The organism is Photobacterium sanguinicancri (assembly GCF_024346675.1).
Taxonomy (GTDB): domain Bacteria; phylum Pseudomonadota; class Gammaproteobacteria; order Enterobacterales; family Vibrionaceae; genus Photobacterium; species Photobacterium sanguinicancri.
Genome location: NZ_AP024850.1, coordinates 403980 through 428200 on the forward strand (window position 1 = coordinate 403980; position 24221 = coordinate 428200).

Sequence of the window (24221 nt, forward strand, 5' to 3'; positions counted from 1 at the left end):
GATGAACAACAAATTGGATAACGAACAATTAGCCAAAATTAGAACCATGGTGCCTGAAATGCGTCGTGTAGAGCGTATTCACTTTGTCGGTATCGGCGGAGCTGGCATGAGTGGTATTGCGGAAGTTTTGGTTAATGAAGGCTACCGGATTAGTGGTTCTGACATTGCCCCCAATGCCGTGACAAACAGCCTTGAAAGTAAAGGTGCTGAAATTTTCTTTGGTCACCGCCCAGAAAACGTTCAGGGAGCCAGTGTTGTCGTTGTATCAACGGCTATTTCGCAAGATAACCCTGAATTGGTTGCTGCACGTGAGTCACGTATCCCAGTGGTTCGCCGCGCAGAAATGTTAGCTGAACTTATGCGTTACCGTCATGGCATTGCGATTGCAGGTACGCATGGTAAAACGACCACGACAGCGCTAGTGACGCAGATTTATTCAGAAGCAGGATTAGATCCAACGTTTGTTAACGGTGGATTAGTGAAAAGTGCAGGAACGAATGCACGTTTAGGTTGCAGCCGTTACTTGATAGCAGAAGCGGATGAAAGTGATGCTTCTTTCTTGCACCTGCAGCCAATGGTGAGTGTTGTCACTAATATTGAAGCTGATCATATGGAAACGTATGGCGGTGATTTTGAAGTCTTAAAACAGACGTTTATCGACTTCCTGCATAATTTACCGTTTTATGGCTTGGCCGTAGTGTGTATCGATGATCCTGTGGTACGTGAATTATTGCCACGTATTGGTCGCCAAGTGATTACCTATGGTTTTGCTGACGATGCCGATGTGCGTCTACTGAATTATCGTCAAACAGGCCAACAAGGGCATTTTACGATTGCACGCCAAGGCAAACCGAGTCTTGATATTACCTTGAATGTTCCTGGTAAACACAATGCCTTGAATGCGACGGCTGCAGTTGCTGTTGCGACAGAAGAAGGCGTTGATGATAGTGCGATTATTCGCGCATTAGTTGAATTCCAAGGCACTGGTCGTCGTTTTGATCACTTAGGTGAGTTCGAGAGCGGGAATGGCAAGGTGATGCTAGTCGATGATTACGGTCATCATCCAAGCGAAGTTGATGTCACTATTCAGGCAGCTCGCGCCGGTTGGGAAGATAAGCGCTTAGTGATGATCTTCCAACCGCATCGTTATAGCCGCACCCGCGATTTGTACGAAGATTTTGCGAATGTGCTTGAGCAAGTTGATGTATTGGTGATGTTAGATGTTTACTCTGCTGGTGAAACGCCGATTGCAGGGGCTGACGGCCGCGCACTGTGTAGAACAATCCGTGGTCGAGGCAAAATAGACCCTATTTTTGTTCCAACTATTGAGGCGCTACCTGCCGCTTTAGCAAATATTATTGCTGAAGATGACTTGGTGCTGACGCAAGGTGCTGGTGATGTGGGTAAAGTAGCCCGCCAACTAGCAGAAATGCAGCTAAATGTTGCAACCATGCGTGAAGCGTGATTTTTAGCGCATATAACTGAGAATGTAGACCTTTTTATTGCAAAGTTTTCATCATTGAAATAGATATGAACTCAGAGTCGGCATTAAATTAACCAACAAATGTTGGAGAGTTACGGCTTGGTCGGTATAATCGACCAACTTTGCTCAAAAATCATTTATTCAAGTTGAATTAGCGTGTCGAGCATAGGTCTACACATTAATAGGTAAGGTTTTTGGCGAAATGACGGACGTAGTCAAAAAAAGCGTATTTTTAGCTTCGCCGCTACCCACTAAGCATTTAGGGGGCGTCGCTTTTTTTATTGCCGTTATCGTGTTTATTGCATGGTTGCTGAGTGCTGCATTGAGCTGGATGACAGATGCTAATCGTCTCCCGCTTTCGCAGCTCATCATCCAAGGTGAGTTAAAGCATTTAACCACCAATGATGTTCGGCAAGCCATTTTGCAGCTCGACCATTTGGGTACATTTATGACCCAAGATATTGAAAGTCTGCAAAGTGCTTTGGAATCTCTACCTTGGGTTGCCCATGCGTCAGTGCGAAAGCAGTGGCCAGAAACGGTAAAGGTTTATTTGCTAGAACATCAACCTGCAGCCATTTGGAATCAGGATAATCTGGTCAATATGAACGGTGAGGTGTTTTATGCTGATGCCAATCAGGTAGCTGACTTAGCATTAGTGCACTTATCTGGACCTGATGGCAGTAGCCAGCAACTCTTAGCTGCATTGGATGAAATGCAACCAAGGTTACAGCTTGCGGGCTTTGAAATTGATACGCTTATCTTAAATGAACGCCGAGCTTGGCGTGTTGAGTTAACTAATGGTATTCGGTTAGAGCTAGGTCGAAAAACACGAATGGAGCGTTTAGAACGTTTCATTAGCTTATACCCTGAGATAGAAATGCAGGGTAAAGCAATAGAGTACGTAGATTTACGGTACGATATTGGTGCGGCTGTAGGCTGGAAAACGATACCGAAAGAATAAGAGCGTGCGCGAATGACTAAGGCAACAGATAAAAAACTCATAGTTGGCCTTGATATCGGTACTTCCAAAGTTTGTGCTTTGGTTGGGGAAGTGCTGCCAGACAGTAATGTCAACGTTATTGGTGTTGGTAGCAGCCCGTCTCGCGGTATGGACAAAGGCGGAGTCAATGATCTTGAATCTGTCGTTAAGTCTGTTCAGCGCGCTGTCGATAAAGCGGCTTTGATGGCAGATTGTGAAATTGATTCAGTCTACTTGTCGCTATCTGGCAAACATATTCGTTGCCAGACAGAAAAAGGCATGGTGCCTATTTCTGACAAAGAGGTAACGCAAGATGACGTCGATAGTGTTATTCATACGGCGAAATCAGTAAAAATTAGCGATGAACATCGAACTTTACATGTAATTCCTCAGGAATTTGCTATTGATTATCAAGAGGGAATTAAAAATCCTGTTGGTTTATCTGGCGTTCGGATGGAAGCGAGTGTTCATTTGATTACCTGTCACAACGATATGGCGCGTAACATTGTTAAAGCGGTAGAGCGTTGTGGCTTAAAAGTGGATCAACTGATCTTTTCCGGTTTAGCGGCAAGTCATGCGGTATTAACCGCAGATGAGCGTGAACTGGGTGTCTGCGTAGTCGATATTGGCGGCGGCACTATGGACATAGCTTTCTGGACTGGCGGTGCTTTACGCCATGCAGAAGTGATCCCTTATGCGGGTAATGTTGTCACCAGCGACATTGCTTATGCTTTCGGTACACCTCCGGGTGATGCTGAAGAAATTAAAGTTAAATATGGCTGTGCACTCAGCGAGTTAGTTAGCAAAGACGCCAAGGTTGATGTACCTAGTGTTGGTGGCCGACCATCGCGTAGCTTGCAGAGCCAGACCCTAGCGGAAGTGATTGAACCTCGCTATAGCGAATTATTAGGTTTAGTTAATCAGAGGCTAGTAGAGATCCAAGAACAATTGCGTAATGCGGGCGTAAAACACCACTTAGCAGCAGGCATTGTTTTAACGGGTGGCGCGGCACAAATTGAAGGGCTTAATGAGTGTGCGGAACGTGTGTTCCAAAACCAAGTCCGAATTGGCCAACCACTTGAGCTAAGTGGATTAACAGATTATGTGCAAGCACCGCATTATGCGACAGCAGTGGGTTTGCTGCACTACGGAAAGGATAATCAATCGTTTAACGATAGCGAAGTAGAGCCAAAACGTTCAGTTTCGGGTTTATTTTCTAAAGTGAGCGGCTGGTTTAAAAAAGAATTTTAAAACCTGATGCGAACAGGAATAACGGAGAGAACAAATGTTTGAACCGATGATGGAAATCTCTGACGAAGCGGTAATCAAGGTCATTGGCGTTGGCGGCGGCGGCGGTAATGCTGTCGATCACATGGTTCGTGAATCAATTGAAGGTGTTGAGTTCATCACCGTTAATACCGATGCACAAGCACTGCGTAAATCGAGTGTAAGCACTGTGATTCAAATCGGTGGCGATATCACTAAAGGTCTAGGTGCGGGTGCAAACCCACAAGTAGGTCGTGATTCGGCGCTGGAAGACCGTGAAGCTATCAAGAATGAACTGCAAGGTTCAGACATGATCTTCATTGCGGCAGGTATGGGTGGCGGTACTGGTACTGGTGCGGCTCCAATCATTGCTGAAGTGGCAAAAGAACTGGGTATTCTTACAGTAGCGGTGGTGACTAAACCATTTAGCTTCGAAGGTAAGAAACGTATGGCATTTGCAGAGCAGGGCATCGAGGAGCTTTCTAAGCACGTCGATTCTCTTATCACAATTCCAAACGAGAAATTACTGAAAGTTCTTGGCCGTGGTATCACGCTACTGGACGCTTTTGCGAAAGCAAATGACGTGCTTAAGAATGCGGTTCAAGGTATTGCTGAGCTAATTACACGCCCCGGTATGATCAATGTCGATTTCGCTGATGTACGTACAGTGATGTCGGAAATGGGTCATGCAATGATGGGTAGTGGTATGGCTGTCGGTGATGATCGTGCTGAAGAAGCGGCTGAAATGGCTATTTCTAGCCCGCTACTTGAAGATATTGATCTTGCTGGTGCTCGTGGTGTTCTTGTTAACATTACAGCAGGCATGGATATGCGTCTTGATGAGTTTGAAACTGTGGGTAACACAGTGAAAGCATTCGCATCAGATAACGCAACCGTTGTTATCGGTACGTCACTTGATCCTGAAATGACAGACGAACTACGCGTAACTGTTGTTGCGACAGGTATTGGTAAAGAAAGTAAGCCAGATATTACATTGGTGACAACCTCTAAACCTGCGCCTGCTGTTGCCTCTTCACAAGAGAAGGCTGCAGTATCTGCGATTGAAGAACAGCCTAAAGCGGCTCCTTTAACGCAAAGCAACTCTGTTGAATCGCCAGCATCGTCGTCATCTTCTGCGGCTACAGCGCCAAAAGCGTCACCGCAAAGTGAACATGACTACCTTGATATCCCTGCGTTTTTACGTCAGCAAGCTGATTAAACAACGTAAATTGTTTGGGATATGACCAGATGAGTGGTAACATCAGCCCCCATTGCCTATTATGTGATAGGGCAGTGGGTGTTTTTGGCTTTCATAAGTTGAGAGAAATTAGATGATCAGACAACGTACATTGAAAAGCATTGTCCAAACTACTGGTGTGGGTCTCCACTCTGGTCGTAAAGTCACGCTTATTCTACGCCCTGCTGCGGCGAATACGGGTGTGATCTATCGTCGTACTGACTTAAATCCACCAGTGGATTTTCCTGCTAATGCAGACTCGGTGCGCGATACTATGCTGTGTACAGCCCTTGTGAATGACGAAGGCGTACGTATCTCAACCGTTGAGCACTTAAACGCTGCGCTTGCAGGTATGGGTATCGATAATGTGATTATCGAAGTAGATGCGCCTGAAATTCCTATTATGGATGGCAGTGCGAGCCCATTTATTTACTTGCTACAGTCTGCAGGTATCGACACGTTGAATGCGCCAAAACGCTTTTTACGTATCAAGAAAACTGTTCGCGTAGAAGATGGCGATAAATGGGCAGAGTTACGTCCATATAACGGTTTCCGTTTAGACTTCGCTATTGAATTCAATCACCCTGCGATTGATTCTGAACAGCAGCGTTTATTGTTAGATTTTTCTAGCCAATCATTCGTAAAAGACATTAGTCGTGCACGTACTTTTGGTTTCATGCACGATATCGAATACCTACAATCGCAAAACTTATGTTTAGGCGGTAGTTTCGATAACGCAATTGTATTAGACCAGTACCGTATTCTTAATGAAGACGGTCTGCGCTTTGATAACGAGTTAGTGACACACAAAGTATTGGATGCCATTGGTGACCTTTATATGTGCGGTCACAATATTGTGGGTGAAATGGCTGCATATAAGTCAGGTCACGCATTAAACAATAAACTATTGCGTGCAGTGTTAGCTGATCAAGAAGCTTACGAGTGGACAACCTATCAAGATGAGAAAGATTCACCCGTTACTTTGGCTCAGCCTGGTATGGTATTAGCGTAATACGTTAATTCTTTTCATCGAACGAATTTAAAAACGCCAGACATTGTCTGGCGTTTTTGTATCTGTTGTTTGTGATTATTTTTAATAGCTAAACACGGCTTAAATTATTCTGACTGGCGACGTTTAGCTAATGCAGCAATGCGCTCTAACCGAGCTTTTACTTTATCTGGTGCGTGCTGAGCGGTATAGAGTAGATAACCAGCAGCTTTTTCTGTAATGGGTTTTCGTACTATATCCGGTAATTTTTGTTGTTTACGTTCAGCATCAGCGGCGAGGTTGGGGTTAACCTTGATATCAATTTGTATAAGCTGTGGCAGTAAATGCTCTCGTAGCTTATTTATCAAACTATTTCTTTCAAAGTTTAGGCGCATTGACCAACTGGCCGATGAAACTTCAATGATCAGTGTTTGCTGACGGTAATTACTGACACGGCAATGGGCTGCACAATTTAAGTGCTGTTTAACGGCTTCATTTAATTTAGCCAGTGCTACGGCACGTTGCTGGATATTGCCAAGTGTGGAGTCATCCAATAGGTGAGCCGGTGTTTGTGGGCGATGATCTCTCATAACTCTCGCTTAAATATCCGTTATTAATAATAGAATAAATGCCACTATTGTGGGCTGACACCTAATTTTCGCATATGAAAAACTAGACTCCAGCTTTAACCATAGGCGACTTAAGTATTATGGCTTATTATATCATTCAAGTGGGTTGGCGGGGACGCTAGTATCAAGGCTTTGCTTGGTTAATATTTTCGTTTTGTGGGGATATCTACTTCGGTGTTTAACCTATAGAATGACTTTGTTTGACTGTGCCCCTTGAAACTGAAATAAAGTGCCACAATATCCAATAGTAAGCATTAACTTGGCCTTATTTGCTGCACATTGTGCACGGCTCTGTTGAGTAGGGATAGGATATCCCTGTGACAACCTGATCCTTTGATTCAGAGGCCTATTGCGCTGAATCTACATAACTTAGAGAAACGGCATCACCATGTTATCAAAACTACTGACAAAAATTATCGGTAGCCGTAACGACCGCACTCTGCGTCGTTTGCGCAAAATCGTCGATCAAATCAATAAATTAGAACCTCAATTTGACAGCCTGTTAGATGAAGAGCTTAAGGCCAAGACGGTCGAGTTCCGTGAGCGTATCGAACAAGGTGAAAATCTAGACCAACTACTACCAGAAGCATTTGCTACTGTTCGCGAAGCATCAAAACGTGTATTCGGTATGCGTCACTTTGATGTTCAGCTCATTGGTGGCATGGTGTTGAACAACTGCCAGATTGCAGAAATGCGCACTGGTGAAGGTAAAACGCTAACAGCAACACTACCAGCCTACCTTAATGCTCTAACGGGTAAAGGCGTTCACATCGTTACAGTGAATGATTACCTAGCGGCACGTGATGCCGAAACAAACCGCGCACTATTTGAATTCCTAGGTATGACTGTTGGCGTTAACGTGCCAAACATGCCGCCTCAAGCGAAGAAAGAAGCGTACCAAGCGGATGTACTTTACGGTACAAATAATGAGTTTGGTTTCGATTACCTGCGTGACAACATGGCATTCCGTCCGGAAGATCGTGTTCAACGTGAGCGTTTCTTTGCGGTTGTCGATGAAGTGGATTCCATCTTAATCGATGAAGCGCGTACGCCATTGATTATTTCAGGTCCAGCCGAAGACAGCTCTGAGCTTTACACTAAGATCAATACATTGATCCCTCTGTTAGTGAAGCAAGATAAAGAAGACAGTGAAGAGTACCGCGGTGACGGCCACTACACAGTCGACGAAAAATCGAAGCAAGCGCATTTAACTGAAACAGGCCAAGAGTTTGTTGAAGAGCTACTACAAAAAAATGGCTTGATGGAAGAAGGTGATACGCTTTACTCCCCTGCCAACATTAGCTTGCTACACCACGTGAACGCGGCTCTGCGTGCTCATGTGCTGTTTGAACGTGATGTTGATTACATCGTAAAAGATGATGAAGTCATCATCGTCGATGAGCATACTGGCCGTACTATGCCGGGTCGTCGCTGGTCTGAAGGTTTGCATCAAGCTGTTGAAGCAAAAGAAGGTGCAAAAATTCAGAACGAGAACCAAACTCTCGCTTCTATTACTTTCCAGAACTTCTTCCGCTTGTACGAAAAACTGTCTGGTATGACAGGTACGGCTGATACTGAAGCATTCGAATTCAAGTCAATCTACAACCTTGAAACCGTTGTAATGCCAACCAATAAGCCAATGATCCGTGATGACATGGGTGATTTGGTTTACATGACTGAGCAAGAAAAATTTGGCGCGATTGCTGAAGATATCAAAGAACGCGTAGAGAAAGGTCAGCCAGTGTTGGTTGGTACAGTTTCGATTGAAAAATCAGAACTGCTATCTAATGCATTGAAAAAAGAAGGCATCAAGCATGAAGTGCTTAATGCTAAATTCCATGAAAAAGAAGCTGATATTGTTGCGAATGCTGGTCAGTCAGGTGCGGTAACTATCGCAACTAACATGGCAGGTCGTGGTACCGATATCGTATTGGGCGGTCACTGGCAGAGTGAACTTGCGCAGATAGAAGAGCCAACTGAAGCGCAAATTGCCGACATTAAAGCGAAGTGGAAAGTACGCCACGATGCTGTACTTACGTCGGGCGGTTTACATATTATTGGTACTGAGCGTCATGAATCTCGCCGTATCGATAATCAGCTACGCGGTCGTTCTGGTCGTCAAGGTGATGCGGGCTCATCTCGTTTCTACTTGTCGATGGAAGATGGCCTGATGCGTATTTTCGCTTCAGATCGTGTTTCTGGCATGATGAAAAAACTGGGTATGGAAGAAGGCGAAGCGATCGAGCACCCTTGGGTGACTAAGGCTATCGAGAACGCACAACGTAAAGTTGAAGGCCGTAACTTCGATATTCGTAAGCAATTGCTTGAGTTTGATGACGTTGCCAATGATCAACGTAAAGTGGTTTATGAGTTGCGTGATGAATTAATGAATGCTGAAGATATCAGCGACATGATTTCACAAAACCACCATGACGTACTAACGTCAGTCTTTGAGCAATATGTGCCAGCACAATCACTTGAAGAAATGTGGGATATTCAAGGCCTTGAAGAGCGTCTAAAAGCAGACTTCGATCTAGCGTTACCTATTCAGGAATGGCTAGATAGCGAAGAGAAGCTTTACGAAGAAGCGTTACGTGAGCGTATCATCGAGCAAGCTGTTGCTATTTACCAACAGAAAGAAGAAGTTGTAGGTGCGCCAGTACTACGCAACTTCGAGAAAACGGTAATGCTGCAAAACCTCGATATGTTGTGGAAAGAACACTTGGCGGCGATGGATCATCTGCGTCAAGGTATCCACCTACGTGGTTACGCCCAGAAAAACCCGAAACAAGAATACAAGCGTGAATCTTTTGAGTTATTTGAAGAGATGCTTGAAAGCCTGAAATCGGACGTGATTGCGATTCTGAGCCGTGTACGTGTTCAACAGCAAGAAGATGTTGATCGTATTGAAGAAGAACGTCGTCAACAAGCTGAAGAGCTTGCTCGTCGTCAGCAATTCCAGCATCAAAATGCGGAAAATCAAATTGCAGATGAAAGTACGAGTGATGAAGAAGGCGCGGGCACTTTCCAGCGTGAAGAGCGTAAAGTGGGCCGTAACGAGCCTTGCCCATGTGGTTCAGGTAAAAAATACAAACAGTGTCACGGTAAAATCAATTAATTGATAAACTATGCTCACTAAAAAGAAAAGGTCGCTGATGCGGCCTTTTTTATAAATATAAAATAGCGATCTTCAGCTAGAGAAGAGAGCAATGGAACAAAGAGAAGTCAGAATGGATAAGCAACAACTATGGATCTCGGCAGGGATCATTCTTAATGCTCAACAAGATAAAGTGTTTATTACTCAGCGTGCGGCTAAAGCCCATCAAGGTGGATTCTGGGAATTTGCTGGCGGAAAAGTAGAGCAGAATGAAACGGCTGAGCAAGCAGTGATCCGTGAGCTTCATGAAGAGGTGGGGATCGATGTGACTGAGTTAGTGCATTTTCTTTCTTTGGCTCATGATTACCCTGATAAGTCGCTTAAGTTTGATTTCTTTTTGGTGACGGATTTTGTTGGTGATGCTTATGGCAAAGAAGGTCAGCCGGGTAAATGGGTTGATATTTCTGCATTGAATCCTAATGATTTCCCTGAAGCCAATGCTGTTGTACTTGATAAGTTGCAGCTGCGTGTAATGAGCTAATACTGCGTTATATAAGTAGTTGATGACTCTTGTTGGTTAAAATTACCGAGAGCGATGTTGTAGCTTTCGTCGTTAATGTACTCGCTTGATGTCAATTTCAGCTAAAAGAAAAGGCGCATCATGCGCCTTTTTTTACGTATCTTAATCGATAATTAATAGTTCATATCTTCTGACCAGCCATCAGAGTCTGATAAATCTGGTGCACCAGGAATAGCTTTTTCTTCTTCTGCCCATTCACCTAAATCAATTAATTGGCAACGCTTAGAGCAAAATGGACGATAGGCACTTTTTTCATTCCATTCTACATCTGCTTTACAAGATGGACATTTAACAATTGTCGGTGCGCTTGGTTGTGACACGGGCTGACCTCAGCAAATAGCAAGTTTAAATTCAATGGTATCGGCAATCGGTGCACCATCCTCAAATGGGATGAAGCGGATCGAAAAGCGATTACGATGCCCTGATATCATAGGGTATACACCGTAGCTCGGGCAAATTTGAATGCGCAATAAACATGCATCATCGGCATCGTGCTGAAAGAACCCACCACGAGCGACCTGCGGTTGAAATTGACCTTGTTCACGCGTTAGGCGTAACCAAAGCAGTAAAGCATTGGATATCTCAGATATTGCCTCTAGCCAATTGGTCATATCGCTTTGCTTGTGTACCAAGGGTAAATGCAGCCAATGGTGCAGTGCGGGTAAATCAAAGCAGCAACTACCACCCGGGATTGAAAAGCGTTGCTTGATCCCACAAAGAAAGCGATCGTTACGTAATTCTTGACCTAAACGTGATGCTGTCATCAGCTGGCGTTGCATTAGCTCGAGTTTATCCAGTAGCGTTAAAAGGGCTTGTTGGTCAACCCCTGGTACATCTAGCCAACGCTTAAGCTTGCTCGCTTGGTGGGTCAAATCTTTCGCTAACTCTGCTTTAAGCTGAATTTGCTCTAGGATCTCTAATAAATCAAACAGTGCTCGAAAGAATATTTGGTGTTGCCAGTGATCCGTTTTTTGGCAAGAAGACTGCATCTGGCGAATGAGGTATTCCAGTCGCAGGTAAATTCGCACTTTTTCGTTGAGCGGATGTTCAAAATTATTTGTCTGCATAAGGTCGGTCATCTGCTGAGTTATCCATAACGTATTAAAGCGTTATTGGTAACGTTGGCTCAATTCGAGATAGTGATGATGCAATTGCGCCACTTTATCGGGTAAGGCGCTGCTATCACCATTATTACTAATAATGTCATCGGCTGCGGCGTTGCGCTCTTTCCTTGAGGCTTGCGCGGCCAATATGTTTTTTACTTGCTCTTCGCTAACGAGATCGCGCTGTAAAGTACGTTCAATTTGCACGGACTCTTCTACATCTACGACCAATAAACGGTGAGCTAAAGACTGTAAGTTATTCTCAACCATTAGCGGAATAACCAGTAAGCAATAGGCTGATTGGCTATTATCTATTTTCGTCAGCATGCGTTGACGAATTAAGGGGTGTAACAGTTCATCTAACCAGCTTTTTAATCGTGGTTGAGAGAAAATTAACTCTCTTAACTTACTACGGTTTAATTGGCCGTCTGTCAGTAAGATGTCAGCACCAAGTTTTAGTTCAATGGCAATTAACCCTTCGCTGCCAGGTTCAACAACTTCACGTGCAATTACATCTGCATCAATAAGATCAATACCATATTGGGCAAATAGATTTGCAACTGTGGTTTTACCACTGCCAATGCCACCGGTAAGGCCTACAACCATCGTCATTTTTACAGTCCTAAGTAGCTTGTCAGATACCAATCAATAATCTGGGTTCCCCACAGCATGCTGACCCAACCCGCCATTGCTAGGTAAGGGCCAAAGGAGAATGGTGCTTGGGTATCTGATTTCTGAATTTTCATTAAGATAATGCCACAGATTGCACCAATTAACGAAGATAGTAAGATCACAAAGGGTAATGATTGCCAACCTAACCATGCACCAAGTGCCGCAAGTAGCTTGAAATCACCGTATCCCATCCCTTCCTTACCGGTCAGTAGCTTAAAGCACCAGTACAAACTCCAAAGTGACAGATAACCAAACATGGCGCCAATCAGGGCGTCTTCAATGGAAACCGGACTTATTCCTAACACCGCCAGCATTAAGCCTGCCCACATGAGTGGCAGGGTGAGTTGATCAGGTAGCAGCATTTTATCGATATCGATAAAAGTTAATGCGATTAAAGTGAAAGTGAAAAAGATCACTGCGATCGACCATTCTGATGGTGGTAGCAGTAAGGCCACCGTTGCTGTCAATGCGGCTGTGAGTAATTCCACTAAAGGATAGCGTGCACTGATAGGGTGCTGGCAGTGGCGGCAGCGGCCTTTTAGCCACAACCAACTGAATATCGGAATATTATCTTTCGCCGTAATGAGCTCGCTACAGTTTGGGCAGCGTGAGCGCGGTACACTCAGGTTGAATGCCGGTTGTTTTTCCGCTGTTTTGTCTTTTTCTTCACCAGTACCATCACCTTGTTGAAACTCAGGGAAACAGTCAATACAGTCACGTTTCCACTCACGTTCCATCATGATGGGTAAACGGTAAATCACCACATTTAAGAAGCTGCCGATTAATAAGCCGAAAAGGGCGGCGAATGCAGGGTAAAGCCAAGGGTAATAAGTCAGCAGTTCCATGATGAAATCTCTAGTCAATCTATGAGGTTATTGTAACGTGAACGCGAGGAGGATCGCGAGTATTCAAGGCGTTAGCATCAATATACTCGCAAGTTAGGTCGAAAGTGTTAGCGAAGGCGTTAGCCCATAACACTCATCAGGGTGAATATTGGCATATACATAGCTACTAATAGTCCACCGATGAGCCCACCAAGGATAATAATGATCAAAGGCTCAATGATTTTACCTAGGTTATCGACCGTATTATCGACATCGCTCTCATATAAACTGGCAATCTTATTGAGCATGTCATCCAATGAACCAGATTCTTCGCCGATCATGACCATTTGTAGCATCAGTTCGGGAAACTCATTGCATTGGCGTAAAGACAGATACAGAGGCATGCCAGCAGCCGCGGCGGTATGGGCTTGTTCGACCGCTCGCTGAATATGTAAGTTCCCTGCTGTTTTTCCCGCGGATTGCAGCCCTGATAGCAAGGGAATACCCGCGGTAAAGGTGGTGGCGAGCGTTCGAGCAAATCGCGCAATGGTGGCTTTCATAAACACGGTGCCCAGAATGGGAAAGCGTAAGCTCCACCGACTGACGGTAAGTTGAATACGAGGGGACTTTTTATAACTGAAAGTGAATATGATGATCGCAGCAATTAAGGATACTGAAATAAGTAATCCATTGGAAGTGAGTAGATCTGAAGCCTTAATCACCTGGCGAGTAAACCAAGGTAACTGCGCACCAAAACTATGGAAGATGTCGGCAAATTGCGGGATCACAAACACCAGCATCATCACAGTGACGATAATGGCAGTTAGGGTCACCATGCCTGGATAAATCATGGCTTTAATCACTTTTTTGCGCATTGCCTCGTGCTTTTCCCTGTATGTGGCAAGGCGTTCAAATATTTGTCCTAAATGCCCCGTTTCTTCACCTGTTGCGATTAAATCACAATAAAAATTGTCAAATAAAGGCGAGCTGGTATGCAGTGCTTTTGACAGTGAAGCGCCTGCTTCGACTTGTTTATTAACCTGAGTCAGGGTAGCTCGCACTTCACTCTTTTGATGACTTTCTGCGATTAATTTTAGTGATTGCACCACAGGCACGCCAGATTCAATCATAGTGGCTAATTGACGAGTGACCGCAGTGACGTCGCTGGCTTCCATCTTGTTTTTCATTCGCGCGAATGTTGATGGATTACGGCGTTTGATTTTCTTTACTTGGATGCGCTGTTCGAGCAGTTTTTCACGGGCTTCTTGCTCTTGAAAGCCGACAATGACACCAGAGACTTTTCTCCCTGAACTATTGGTCCCTCGCCAGTGGTAATAGCGTAATTTGCTCACTTGCTTCATGCTGTGTCCTAAGTAATCGTATTTATTATGGCCTGGGTTATGCTCAGGGTTATGGTCAAGGTTATAGTTCGGTTAAAAATGCAGGACGCGCTGCAATTCCGTTAAACTGGTTGTGCCTTCACACAGCTTTTCTATTCCCGCTTGATTGAGGATTTGCATTCCTTGTTGACAGGCAATTGCTTCTAATTGCAGGGTGGTCGCTTTGGCCATTAAGGCTTCAGCCAGTTCACGGCTAAAGGTCATGACTTCATAAATACCGACTCGCCCAACATAGCCTTTATTGCAATCATCACAACCTTGTTCATTGGCTTGGAAAAGTTCAGCATCAACTGGGATGGAGAGTCGTGCGCGATGAATAGCTGCGAGAGAATGAGGTTGTTTACAGTTGCTGCATAAACGGCGTGCCAGTCGCTGGGCAATAATCAGGCTAAGTGATGAGGCTAAGTTAAAATCTTCTACCCCCATATTGGTTAAACGGGTGAGGGTTTCGGCGGCAGAGTTTGTGTGTAGTGTCGATAAAACAAGGTGGCCCGTTTGGGCGGCTTTGACCGCAATAGCGGCGGTTTCGATATCACGAATTTCCCCCACCATTACTACATCGGGATCTTGGCGCAAGAATGATCGCAGCGCATCGGCAAAGCTAAGCCCGGCTTGGTTATTGATGTGAACCTGATTAATGCCGGGTAAGTTAATTTCGACCGGATCTTCGGCGGTAGAAATATTACGCTCATCGGTATTGAGGATCTTAAGGCCAGTATAAAGCGAGACAGTTTTGCCACTCCCCGTCGGCCCTGTCATTAAAATCATCCCTTGCGGTTGTTGCAATGCTGCAAGGTAAGCGGCTTTTTGTTGTTGGTTATAACCTAGAATATCAATGTTTAAGCTGGCGCTGGTGCTGTCTAAGATCCGTAGCACCACTTTTTCGCCCCACATTGTGGGTAGAGTCGATACTCGAAGATCAACTGTAACTGTCGGGCTAAGTTTGAGTTTTATTCGCCCATCTTGTGGTTGACGGCGCTCGGCTATGTTGAGCTTTGACATCACTTTCAAGCGAGTTGATAGCCGCCGAGATAGATGTGCTGCTGGCGTGGAATACTGGTGCAATAAACCGTCACAACGAAAACGAATTCGAAAGAATTTTTCGTATGGCTCAAAGTGAATATCAGAGGCTTTCTTTCGTACCGCATCAAGTAGCACTTGGTTGATATAGCGGGTAACAGGTGCGGTGTCTTGGCTTAGATCATTCTCTTGTTCAATTTCACCCTCACTCAGATCGACCAGCTGATCCAAGTCATCTTCGCTGATCCCGCGTTGGTGAGAGGTTTCACCGACATTGCTGCCGTAAATTCGGCGAATAGCACTTTCTAATTGCTTATTATCAAGTAGCAGTGGCTCGATTTGCTTGCCTGTAGCGAAACGAAATTCATCTTGGGCGGCAACATTGGTTGGATCGCTGGTGCCCAAAAATAACGTGGTTTCAGTTAGCTTTAGCGGGATAACTCGATGGCGCAGGATTGTTTCGCGCTGGCGTAAATTTTCGCAACAGCTTTGGTAATCGTATTGGTGGATATCGGTTAAAGCTATGCTGAAAATAGATTCAAGCTGACGGGCTAAATCGTCACTGGTCAGTATAGTAAGATCGACCAACGCCGAGGGGATCGAGATCCCCTCGGCGTGGGCGAAACTACAGACTTCTTGTTGCTGCATCAGGTTAAGTAAACCTGATTGATGTAACACGGAAGTAAGTGTAGTTTGCATTAGCTTGCAGGACACCAATCAGCATTACCGGCACCAGCACAAGTTACAGCCCAAACAACACCGTTGGTAGAAAGGGTTGGTGTTACTGTAACAGTACCGCTAGCAGGTAAAGATCCTTTCGCTACAACTGTAGCAACGATAGCACCAGTAGATGTACCTAGTGTTGCCTGTGCCGCAGTTGAATCAATAGTAAAGTCATCAGTTGCACTTTTCTGGAACTGTTGTGTACCTGGTACACCGCCAACGCCACTAGTACAATCGGGTTTCCCATCAATCAAACAGATACCAACGGCAGTTTTAAAGGCGGCTGTTGCATTTAGCATTTCACTTGCGTGTGCTCGCTTGGTGTAATTCTGATAAGCGGGCACTGCAAACGCTGACAAAATCCCGATAATTGCCACTACAATCATCAATTCAATCAGCGTAAAACCTTTTTGCATCTTTTTCATGTTTCTATCCTTGTATGCCCGAAGGCCTCGTAATTTGTTTAGCCAGATTAAAAGTTGGCTACAAGTGACGGAATCGAAAGGAATACTTTGCGCGGCGCAGTTTGAATAAATAGTTGGGGTATTACATTTGTTGCACTAGGTGCTTCGAGCTGGGTTGGAGCAATTGGTTATACCTGCTGAGTGTAGATCTTATTGATAAATATAGAAAAGGAGAGCATAAGCTCTCCTTTAGATATTTTAAGATTCAATACTGTGTGTATTAGGTATGAAGGCCAGTGTCGGCCATACCTTTGCTTTAACTGTTTTGAACCGAATATATTTAAGCGACTTATTTGAAACGCCTTATTGGAAGCGCATAGACAAATCCATAGCCTTAAGATGCTTAGTGAGTGCACCAACAGAAATGTAATCCACGCCAGTTTCGGCAAACTCACGAATCGTCGCTAGCGTTACGTTGCCTGAGTTTTCTAATGCTGCGCGACCTGCATTGATTTTCACGGCCTCACGCATCATCTCGGTGGTGAAATTATCGAGCATGATAATGTCAGCACCTGCATCAATCGCTTGTTGCAGTTCTGCTAAGCTTTCGGTTTCAACTTCAACAGGCTTGCCAGGGTTGAGTTGTTTTGCCGTGCTGATGGCTTGTTGAATGCCGCCACAGGCAATAATGTGGTTTTCTTTGATTAAGTACGCGTCGAACACCCCGATACGGTGGTTGTAACCGCCACCACAAGTCACTGCATATTTCAGTGCGCTACGCAGACCCGGAATGGTTTTACGGGTATCGAGTAGGCGAGTATGGGTGCCTTCAAGCTGTTTGGCGTAGGTTGCCACCGTTGTCGCACAGCCTGACAGTGTTTGGATGAAGTTCATCGCATTACGCTCACCGGTTAACAGAATGCGCGATGGGCCAGACAGAGTACACAAGGTTTGATTCGGTTCGACGGTATCGCCATCTTGAACATGCCATTCAATAGTCACTTGGCTACCCAATTGCTCAAACACTTCATCAGCCCAAAGCTGACCACAAAAAACACCGTGTTCACGGGTGATGATGGTTGCCACACCTTGGCTATCAGCAGGGATCAAACTGGCGGTAATATCATGTTCGGGATTGATCGGCTCACCAACCTCGCCACCCAAATCTTCACGCAGCGTTTCTGTGACTGCACGGCTGATTTCTTGTGGGAGTTGCTGTTTTAAGTAGGCTAAACGCGCTTGGCTATCGTGATTTTGTTCCATCTTGGTCATGCTGTATCCGTCACTATGGTTGAGGCTGTAGGCTGAGCGGGTGAAGTTATAGAAAGAGCCATGGCTCTTTTATGTAATGGATCATACCGCGACTGGTTCTCTGTTGCAGCATTTTCAGCAGAAGGTGTGATTTGGTGCTGTTCCGACTAAAATACCCTTGTTATATAAAATATCCTGGTTATAAGTGAGCGAGAATCTATTCAATGGAGCAGTTAGCTATTCAAGCCGATCACTGGCTTAGCGGTATCAAACACGTACCATCCCCTTTTTATGACTCCCGTCCACAAGGTGAAGCGGTTTCTCTGCTGGTGGTGCACAATATCAGTTTACCGCCCGGTCAATTTGGCGGACCTTATATTGAGCAGCTGTTTACTGGCAAGCTTAACCCTGACGAACATCCCTATTTTGAGTTAATTTCAACATTTCGCGTGTCTGCGCATTGTTTAATTAGACGAAATGGCGATATCATTCAGTTTGTACCACTAGATTGTCGTGCTTGGCATGCGGGTGTTTCCCAGTTTGCTGAGCGTGAAAGATGCAATGATTTCTCGATTGGCATCGAACTGGAAGGCACGGATACCCTCCCTTATACCCAAGCTCAGTATGTATCACTCACTGAGTTATCTCGGGTGCTTATGGACTATTACCCACATATTGACTCCTCACGGATCACTGGTCATGAGTTTATCGCTCCAGGGCGAAAAACAGACCCAGGATTGGCATTTGATTGGCATGCGTTTAAAACGACGTTAGCAGACCACAAAAGCTAATCACTTGATTGGAAAATGAAAGGCAATTGGTCTGACCATTTAAACATCTTATGGCTGAGTCGCACGGTTATTTGTTTCGAGCTGTGAATTAATTTGTCTTAATAAGTTTTCATAAGTTGAAATTTTTGTTAAATCCCCCTTTGTTCTATGATTTCAATCAAGTTGCCAGTGGACATCTAAAAAAAATTCTGTAAACTTTCAACTAATTCGTAAATTGGTAATACCAATTACCCACGCAGCGGACTGGCCGAAATGCGGTTAAGTATAAGAACGATAAAGAAAAAATGACTTATAAACGCATCCGTCAACCTAAGCTTTCTGACGCTATCGAGCAAGAGCTCGAGCGATTGATCCTTGAGGGAACCTTATCCCCAGGGCAGCAATTGCCGCCTGAGCGTGAGCTAGCAAAACAATTTGATGTGTCACGCCCGTCTGTTCGCGAAGCAATCCAGCGCCTAGAAGCTAAAAAGCTACTTACTCGCCGTCAAGGTGGGGGAACATTTGTAACCGAAAAACTATGGCAGAGCTTTTCGGAACCATTGTTAGAGTTGTTGGCGGCGCACCCTGAAACTCAGCTAGATTTGCTGGAAGCGCGCCATGCGCTTGAAGGACTAGCGGCTTACTATGCGGCATTGCGTGGTAATGAAGAAGATTTTACTCGGATCCGTGACTGCCATGCACGCATTCAAGACGCTCAGCAGCAAGGCGATTTAAATGCCGAAGCATCGGCAGTAATGCAATACCTGATAGCAGTGACTGAATCTGCACATAACGTGGTATTGCTTCACATCATTCGCAGCCTTGCCCCAATGCTAGAGCAAAACGTATTACAAAACTTTGAACTCCTGAATCGCCGCCCTGAAGTGGTAATGAAGGTGAGCAAACATCGAGCCGATATTGTGCAGGCGATCGTTTCTGGCGAACCGATTCTGGCTCGTGAAGCATCGCATGCACATTTGGCTTACATCGAGGAAACCCTGTTGGATTTATCGCGTGAAGATAGCAGACGTGAACGCTCTCTTCGTCGGATTCAACAACGCAAGGACGGGCTGGATTAATACCTTCATAACTATAACGTAGGGTATTAGACAGTCGCGACATTGTTAGTTTTGTAGATTATCAACGAAAGGATAGATCGCATGTCTGAAGTCATGAAGAATGACGTTGACGCACTTGAAACTCAAGAGTGGCTAGAAGCTCTTGAATCAGTCGTTCGTGAAGAAGGTGTAGAACGTGCACAGTACCTGCTAGAGCAAGTACTAGATAAAGCACGTTTAGATGGCGTAGATATGGCTACAGGCGTAACTACCAACTACATCAATACGATTCCAGCAGCACAAGAACCTGCATACCCAGGTGACACAACACTTGAGCGTCGTATTCGTTCCATCATCCGTTGGAACGCAATCATGATCGTACTACGTGCCTCTAAGAAAGATTTAGACCTAGGTGGCCACATGGCTTCTTACCAGTCTGCTTCTGCATTCTACGAAGTATGTTTCAACCACTTCTTCCGTGCACCAAACGAAGTAGATGGCGGCGATTTAGTTTACTACCAGGGCCACATCTCTCCAGGTATCTATTCTCGCGCATTTGTTGAAGGTCGTCTAACTGAAGAGCAGCTAGATAACTTCCGTCAAGAAGTTGATGGTAAAGGTATCCCTTCATACCCACACCCTAAACTGATGCCTGAATTCTGGCAGTTCCCAACAGTATCTATGGGTCTTGGCCCTATCTCTGCTATTTATCAAGCACGTTTCCTTAAGTACCTTAACGGTCGTGGCTTGAAAGATACCTCTGCGCAACGTGTTTACGCGTTCCTAGGTGATGGCGAGATGGATGAGCCAGAATCACGCGGTGCGATCTCTTTCGCTGCACGTGAGAAGCTAGACAACCTATGTTTCCTAATCAACTGTAACCTACAACGTCTTGATGGCCCTGTAATGGGTAACGGCAAGATCATTCAAGAGCTTGAAGGCCTATTTAAAGGTGCTGGCTGGAATGTGGTTAAAGTGGTTTGGGGCAACAACTGGGATGCACTACTAGCGAAAGACACTACTGGTAAGCTTCTTCAGCTAATGAACGAAACTATCGATGGTGACTACCAGACATTCAAATCTAAAGACGGTGCTTACGTACGTGAGAACTTCTTTGGCAAGTACCCAGAAACAGCTGCACTAGTTGCAGACATGACTGATGACGAAATCTTCGCGCTTAAGCGTGGTGGTCACGAGTCTTCTAAGCTGTTTGCTGCGTTCAACAACGCACAAGAAACTGGCGGCAAGCCAACTGTGATCCTAGCTAAAACTGTTAAAGGTTACGGCATGGGTGATGCAGCGGAAGGTAAAAACATTGCTCACGGTGTGAAGAAAATGGACATGACTCATGTTCAACACCTGCGCGATCGTCTAGGCCTACAAGACATTCTATCTGATGAAGATATGAAGTCTCTTCCATACTTGAAGTTGGAAGAAGGTTCTGCAGAGTACAACTACCTGCACGCTCGTCGTAATGCTCTACACGGTTACACGCCTAAGCGTCTTCCTAAATTTACGCAAGAGTTCAAAGTGCCTGAGCTAGATGCATTTGCTCCGCTACTTGGCGAGCAGAAGCGTGATATCTCTACCACAATGGCTTACGTACGTACGCTAAACATCCTTCTTAAAGATAAGAATATTGGTAAGAACATTGTTCCTATCATTTGTGATGAAGCACGTACATTCGGTATGGAAGGTCTATTCCGTCAGGTTGGTATCTACAACCCACACGGTCAAGAATACACACCAGAAGACCGCGGCGTAGTGTCTTACTACAAAGAAGCGACTTCAGGTCAGGTTCTGCAAGAAGGTATCAACGAACTAGGTTCAATGGCATCTTGGGTTGCTGCAGCAACGTCTTACAGCACCAATGATCTACCAATGATCCCATTCTACATCTACTACTCAATGTTCGGTTTCCAACGTGTTGGCGACATGGCATGGCTAGCAGGTGACCAACAAGCACGTGGCTTCCTATTGGGTGCTACTGCTGGTCGTACAACGTTGAATGGTGAAGGTCTACAACATGAAGATGGTCATTCTCATGTTCTAGCGAACACAATTCCAAACTGTATCTCTTACGACCCAACGTTTGCTTACGAGCTAGCGGTTATCATGCAAGACGGTATCCGTCGCATGTACGGTGAGAACCAAGAGAACGTTTACTACTACCTAACAGTAATGAACGAAAACTACGCAATGCCAGCAATGCCAGAAGGCGCTGAAGAAGGCATCCGTAAGGGTATCTACAAGCTAGAATCTTACGCAGGCGATAAGAAAGTTCAGCTAATGAGCTCTGGTACTATCATGAATGAAGTACGTAAAGCAGCTCAAATCCTAAGCGACGACTACGGTGTTGCATCTGACGTTTACTCTGTAACTTCATTCAATGAACTTACTCGTGACGGCCAAGATGCTGAGCGTTACAACATGCTGCACCCAGAAGCTGATAAGAAAGTACCTTACATCACAACTGCGATGGGTACTGAGCCAGCAATCGCTGCGACGGATTACATGAAGAACTACGCAGAGCAAGTACGTGCATTCATGCCGTCTGAGTCTTTCAAAGTTCTTGGTACTGATGGTTTCGGTCGTTCTGACAGCCGTGAGAACCTACGTCGTCACTTCGAAGTTAACGCAGGCTACGTAGTAGTTGCTGCACTGACTGAACTGGCTAACCGTGGTGATATTGAAAAATCAGTTGTTGCACAAGCAATTGCTAAATTCAACATCGACGCTGACAAGATCAACCCGCTATACGCGTAAGAGGCAATAAAACATGGCAATCGAAATTAATGTACCTGACATTGGTGCGGATGAGGTTGAAGTAACTGAGATTCTTGTTAGCGTTGGCGACAAGGTTGAAGAAGAGCAATCTCTGATCACTGTAGAAGGCGACAAGGCTTCTATGGAAGTACCAGCCTCTCAGGCGGGTATCGTTAAAGAAATCAAAATCGCAGAAGGCGACTCGGTTTCTACTGGCTCTCTTATCATGATCTTTGAAGCTGAAGGCGCAGCGGCACCAGCTCCTGTAGCTGAAGCGGCGGCACCTGTTGCAGCTCCAGTAGCGGCAGCAGCAGCTGAACTGAAAGAAGTTCATGTACCGGATATCGGTGGCGACGAAGTAGAAGTTACTGAAATCATGGTAGCTATCGGCGACAGCATCGAAGAAGAGCAATCTCTTCTTACGGTTGAAGGCGATAAAGCATCAATGGAAGTACCGGCACCTTTCGCTGGTGTTCTAAAAGAAATTAAAATTGCAGCGGGCGACAAAGTATCTACTGGTTCTCTAGTCATGATCTTTGAAGTTGCTGGCTCTGGTGCACCTGTTGCTCCAGCAGCAGTTGAAGCGCCAGTCGCGGCAGCTCCAGCAGCATCTGCAGCAAAAGAAGTTAACGTACCAGACATCGGCGGTGATGAAGTAGAAGTTACTGAAATCATGGTTGCTGTTGGCGATACAGTGGAAGAAGAGCAATCTCTTATCACTGTTGAAGGTGACAAAGCTTCTATGGAAGTTCCAGCACCATTCGCAGGTACAATTAAAGAAATCAAGATTGCAGCTGGCGACAAAGTGTCTACTGGCTCACTAATCATGGTCTTTGAAGTTGCGGGCGCAGCACCTGCTCCAGTTGCAGCAGCATCTGCTCCGGCAGCAGCTCCAGCTCCTGCGGCGGCACCTGCGAAAGCAGCGGCAGCACCAGCAGCAACGGGCGAGTTCGAAGCAAACAACGAGTACACACACGCGTCTCCAGTTGTTCGTCGTCTTGCACGTGAATTCGGTGTAAACCTTGCGAAAGTTAAAGGTACTGGCCGTAAGAACCGCATCCAAAAAGAAGATGTTCAAAACTTCGTTAAAGAAGCACTTAAGCGTCTTGAGTCTGGTGCAGCTGCAGCAGGCAATGGCGACGGTTCTGCACTTGGTCTACTACCATGGCCAAAAGTTGATTTCAGCAAGTTTGGTGAAACTGAACTTCAGAAACTGTCTCGTATCAAGAAGATCTCTGGCGCTAACCTGCACCGTAACTGGGTAATGATCCCGCACGTTACACAGTGGGATAATGCAGATATCACAGCGTTAGAAGCATTCCGTAAAGAGCAGAATGCAATCGAAGCGAAGAAAGATACTGGCATGAAGATCACACCACTTGTGTTCATCATGAAAGCGGTTGCTAAAGCACTAGAAGCATTCCCAGCGTTTAACTCTTCTCTTTCTGATGACGGTGAAAACCTAATCCTTAAGAAATACGTGAACGTAGGTATCGCTGTTGATACGCCAAACGGCCTAGTTGTTCCTGTCTTTAAAGACGTGAACAAAAAAGGTATTTACGAGCTTTCTGAAGAGCTAATGGCTATTTCTAAGAAAGCACGTTCTGGCAAGCTAACAGCATCTGATATGCAAGGTGGCTGTTTCACTATCTCTAGCCTTGGTGGCTTAGGTGGTACTGCGTTCACGCCAATCGTGAATGCACCAGAAGTGGGTATCTTAGGTGTATCTAAGTCTGAAATGAAACCAGTATGGAATGGCAAGGATTTCGAACCTCGCCTAATGCTTCCTCTATCACTATCTTACGATCACCGTGTGATCGATGGTGCTGAAGGTGCACGTTTCATTACTTACCTAAATGGCTGTCTATCAGATATCCGCCGTTTAGTGCTTTAAGGTTTCAATCGCAACGTCCATGCCTGTAATGACAGGCATGGAATTGTTGTGCAGCTCACAGGCTATGGCAATTTACT

At 45.2% G+C, this 24221-nt stretch carries 20 protein-coding genes; 11 read left to right on the forward strand and 9 right to left on the reverse strand.

The window, feature by feature from the left end:
* Window position 1: 1 nt before the first annotated feature.
* From murC to lpxC, 5 genes are all read left to right on the forward strand, one after another.
* Window positions 2–1465 carry a UDP-N-acetylmuramate--L-alanine ligase gene (gene murC, locus OCU87_RS01960; protein WP_062689659.1) on the forward strand — a complete coding sequence of 488 codons (1464 nt, stop codon included), beginning with the start codon at window positions 2–4 and terminating at the stop codon, window positions 1463–1465.
* A gap of 220 nt (window positions 1466–1685) precedes the next feature.
* The gene (locus tag OCU87_RS01965; protein ID WP_062689661.1) at window positions 1686–2444 is read left to right on the forward strand and encodes a cell division protein FtsQ/DivIB; all 759 of its coding nucleotides are present in this window, start codon (window positions 1686–1688) and stop codon (window positions 2442–2444) included.
* Between the two features lie 12 nt (window positions 2445–2456).
* Window positions 2457–3713, forward strand: a complete 1257-nt coding sequence (ftsA, locus tag OCU87_RS01970) for a cell division protein FtsA (RefSeq protein ID WP_062689662.1) — start codon at window positions 2457–2459, stop codon at window positions 3711–3713.
* 34 nt (window positions 3714–3747) lie between these two features.
* Window positions 3748–4947: a cell division protein FtsZ gene (gene ftsZ, locus OCU87_RS01975; RefSeq protein WP_094957103.1), complete on the forward strand. Its 1200-nt coding sequence runs from the start codon at window positions 3748–3750 to the stop codon at window positions 4945–4947.
* 112 nt (window positions 4948–5059) lie between these two features.
* On the forward strand, window positions 5060–5977 hold the full coding sequence (gene lpxC, locus OCU87_RS01980; RefSeq protein WP_048899240.1) for a UDP-3-O-acyl-N-acetylglucosamine deacetylase: 918 nt from the start codon (window positions 5060–5062) through the stop codon (window positions 5975–5977).
* Between the two features lie 104 nt (window positions 5978–6081).
* Here the strand turns inward: lpxC and OCU87_RS01985 are convergent, their stop codons facing one another.
* Window positions 6082–6543 carry a DUF721 domain-containing protein gene (locus OCU87_RS01985; RefSeq protein WP_062689664.1) on the reverse strand — a complete coding sequence of 154 codons (462 nt, stop codon included), beginning with the start codon at window positions 6541–6543 and terminating at the stop codon, window positions 6082–6084.
* 427 nt (window positions 6544–6970) lie between these two features.
* On the opposite strand from OCU87_RS01985, the gene secA reads away from it, so the two are divergent.
* Both secA and mutT read left to right on the forward strand, forming a co-directional pair.
* Complete coding sequence (gene secA / locus OCU87_RS01990; protein ID WP_062689666.1) at window positions 6971–9700, forward strand: preprotein translocase subunit SecA; 2730 nt, start codon at window positions 6971–6973, stop codon at window positions 9698–9700.
* A gap of 112 nt (window positions 9701–9812) precedes the next feature.
* Window positions 9813–10220: an 8-oxo-dGTP diphosphatase MutT gene (gene mutT, locus OCU87_RS01995; RefSeq protein ID WP_261857741.1), complete on the forward strand. Its 408-nt coding sequence runs from the start codon at window positions 9813–9815 to the stop codon at window positions 10218–10220.
* Window positions 10221–10372: 152 nt separating this feature from the next.
* Here mutT and yacG read toward each other — a convergent pair whose 3' ends face one another.
* From yacG to nadC, 8 genes are all read right to left on the reverse strand, one after another.
* Window positions 10373–10579 carry a DNA gyrase inhibitor YacG gene (gene yacG / locus OCU87_RS02000; protein WP_062689667.1) on the reverse strand — a complete coding sequence of 69 codons (207 nt, stop codon included), beginning with the start codon at window positions 10577–10579 and terminating at the stop codon, window positions 10373–10375.
* A 9-nt stretch (window positions 10580–10588) separates the two neighbouring features.
* On the reverse strand, window positions 10589–11326 hold the full coding sequence (gene zapD / locus OCU87_RS02005; protein ID WP_094958512.1) for a cell division protein ZapD: 738 nt from the start codon (window positions 11324–11326) through the stop codon (window positions 10589–10591).
* Window positions 11327–11368: 42 nt separating this feature from the next.
* Window positions 11369–11974, reverse strand: coding sequence for a dephospho-CoA kinase (gene coaE / locus OCU87_RS02010; RefSeq protein ID WP_062689669.1), 606 nt, complete (start codon window positions 11972–11974; stop codon window positions 11369–11371).
* A 2-nt stretch (window positions 11975–11976) separates the two neighbouring features.
* On the reverse strand, window positions 11977–12879 hold the full coding sequence (locus tag OCU87_RS02015) for a prepilin peptidase (RefSeq protein ID WP_094958507.1): 903 nt from the start codon (window positions 12877–12879) through the stop codon (window positions 11977–11979).
* Between the two features lie 119 nt (window positions 12880–12998).
* On the reverse strand, window positions 12999–14219 hold the full coding sequence (locus OCU87_RS02020; protein ID WP_261857742.1) for a type II secretion system F family protein: 1221 nt from the start codon (window positions 14217–14219) through the stop codon (window positions 12999–13001).
* Between the two features lie 72 nt (window positions 14220–14291).
* Window positions 14292–15977 carry a type IV-A pilus assembly ATPase PilB gene (gene pilB / locus OCU87_RS02025; RefSeq protein ID WP_261857743.1) on the reverse strand — a complete coding sequence of 562 codons (1686 nt, stop codon included), beginning with the start codon at window positions 15975–15977 and terminating at the stop codon, window positions 14292–14294.
* Complete coding sequence (locus OCU87_RS02030; protein ID WP_261857744.1) at window positions 15977–16426, reverse strand: pilin; 450 nt, start codon at window positions 16424–16426, stop codon at window positions 15977–15979. Before OCU87_RS02030 ends, pilB begins: the two co-directional genes overlap by 1 nt.
* A gap of 342 nt (window positions 16427–16768) precedes the next feature.
* Window positions 16769–17668: a carboxylating nicotinate-nucleotide diphosphorylase gene (gene nadC, locus OCU87_RS02035; RefSeq protein WP_261858338.1), complete on the reverse strand. Its 900-nt coding sequence runs from the start codon at window positions 17666–17668 to the stop codon at window positions 16769–16771.
* 212 nt (window positions 17669–17880) lie between these two features.
* On the opposite strand from nadC, the gene ampD reads away from it, so the two are divergent.
* The 4 genes from ampD (at window position 17881) to aceF (ending at window position 24144) form a co-directional block, all read left to right on the forward strand.
* Window positions 17881–18447, forward strand: coding sequence for a 1,6-anhydro-N-acetylmuramyl-L-alanine amidase AmpD (ampD, locus tag OCU87_RS02040; protein ID WP_062689676.1), 567 nt, complete (start codon window positions 17881–17883; stop codon window positions 18445–18447).
* 284 nt (window positions 18448–18731) lie between these two features.
* Window positions 18732–19505 (forward strand): pyruvate dehydrogenase complex transcriptional repressor PdhR, encoded by a 774-nt coding sequence (gene pdhR, locus OCU87_RS02045; RefSeq protein ID WP_062689678.1) that lies wholly within the window; start codon window positions 18732–18734, stop codon window positions 19503–19505.
* A gap of 81 nt (window positions 19506–19586) precedes the next feature.
* Window positions 19587–22250 (forward strand): pyruvate dehydrogenase (acetyl-transferring), homodimeric type, encoded by a 2664-nt coding sequence (gene aceE / locus OCU87_RS02050; RefSeq protein ID WP_261857745.1) that lies wholly within the window; start codon window positions 19587–19589, stop codon window positions 22248–22250.
* A gap of 13 nt (window positions 22251–22263) precedes the next feature.
* Window positions 22264–24144 (forward strand): pyruvate dehydrogenase complex dihydrolipoyllysine-residue acetyltransferase, encoded by a 1881-nt coding sequence (aceF, locus tag OCU87_RS02055; RefSeq protein ID WP_261857746.1) that lies wholly within the window; start codon window positions 22264–22266, stop codon window positions 24142–24144.
* The last annotated feature ends 77 nt before the right edge of the window (window positions 24145–24221 follow it).

Coding starts and splice junctions, on each gene's coding strand:
- murC (WP_062689659.1), top strand. CDS start 2: ATGAACAACAAATTGGATAACGAACAATTAGCCAAAATTAGAACCATG.
- OCU87_RS01965 (WP_062689661.1), top strand. CDS start 1,686: ATGACGGACGTAGTCAAAAAAAGCGTATTTTTAGCTTCGCCGCTACCC.
- ftsA (WP_062689662.1), top strand. CDS start 2,457: ATGACTAAGGCAACAGATAAAAAACTCATAGTTGGCCTTGATATCGGT.
- ftsZ (WP_094957103.1), top strand. CDS start 3,748: ATGTTTGAACCGATGATGGAAATCTCTGACGAAGCGGTAATCAAGGTC.
- lpxC (WP_048899240.1), top strand. CDS start 5,060: ATGATCAGACAACGTACATTGAAAAGCATTGTCCAAACTACTGGTGTG.
- OCU87_RS01985 (WP_062689664.1), bottom strand. CDS start 6,543: ATGAGAGATCATCGCCCACAAACACCGGCTCACCTATTGGATGACTCC.
- secA (WP_062689666.1), top strand. CDS start 6,971: ATGTTATCAAAACTACTGACAAAAATTATCGGTAGCCGTAACGACCGC.
- mutT (WP_261857741.1), top strand. CDS start 9,813: ATGGATAAGCAACAACTATGGATCTCGGCAGGGATCATTCTTAATGCT.
- zapD (WP_094958512.1), bottom strand. CDS start 11,326: ATGCAGACAAATAATTTTGAACATCCGCTCAACGAAAAAGTGCGAATT.
- coaE (WP_062689669.1), bottom strand. CDS start 11,974: ATGACGATGGTTGTAGGCCTTACCGGTGGCATTGGCAGTGGTAAAACC.
- OCU87_RS02015 (WP_094958507.1), bottom strand. CDS start 12,879: ATGGAACTGCTGACTTATTACCCTTGGCTTTACCCTGCATTCGCCGCC.
- OCU87_RS02020 (WP_261857742.1), bottom strand. CDS start 14,219: ATGAAGCAAGTGAGCAAATTACGCTATTACCACTGGCGAGGGACCAAT.
- pilB (WP_261857743.1), bottom strand. CDS start 15,977: ATGCAAACTACACTTACTTCCGTGTTACATCAATCAGGTTTACTTAAC.
- OCU87_RS02030 (WP_261857744.1), bottom strand. CDS start 16,426: ATGAAAAAGATGCAAAAAGGTTTTACGCTGATTGAATTGATGATTGTA.
- nadC (WP_261858338.1), bottom strand. CDS start 17,668: ATGGAACAAAATCACGATAGCCAAGCGCGTTTAGCCTACTTAAAACAG.
- ampD (WP_062689676.1), top strand. CDS start 17,881: ATGGAGCAGTTAGCTATTCAAGCCGATCACTGGCTTAGCGGTATCAAA.
- pdhR (WP_062689678.1), top strand. CDS start 18,732: ATGACTTATAAACGCATCCGTCAACCTAAGCTTTCTGACGCTATCGAG.
- aceE (WP_261857745.1), top strand. CDS start 19,587: ATGTCTGAAGTCATGAAGAATGACGTTGACGCACTTGAAACTCAAGAG.
- aceF (WP_261857746.1), top strand. CDS start 22,264: ATGGCAATCGAAATTAATGTACCTGACATTGGTGCGGATGAGGTTGAA.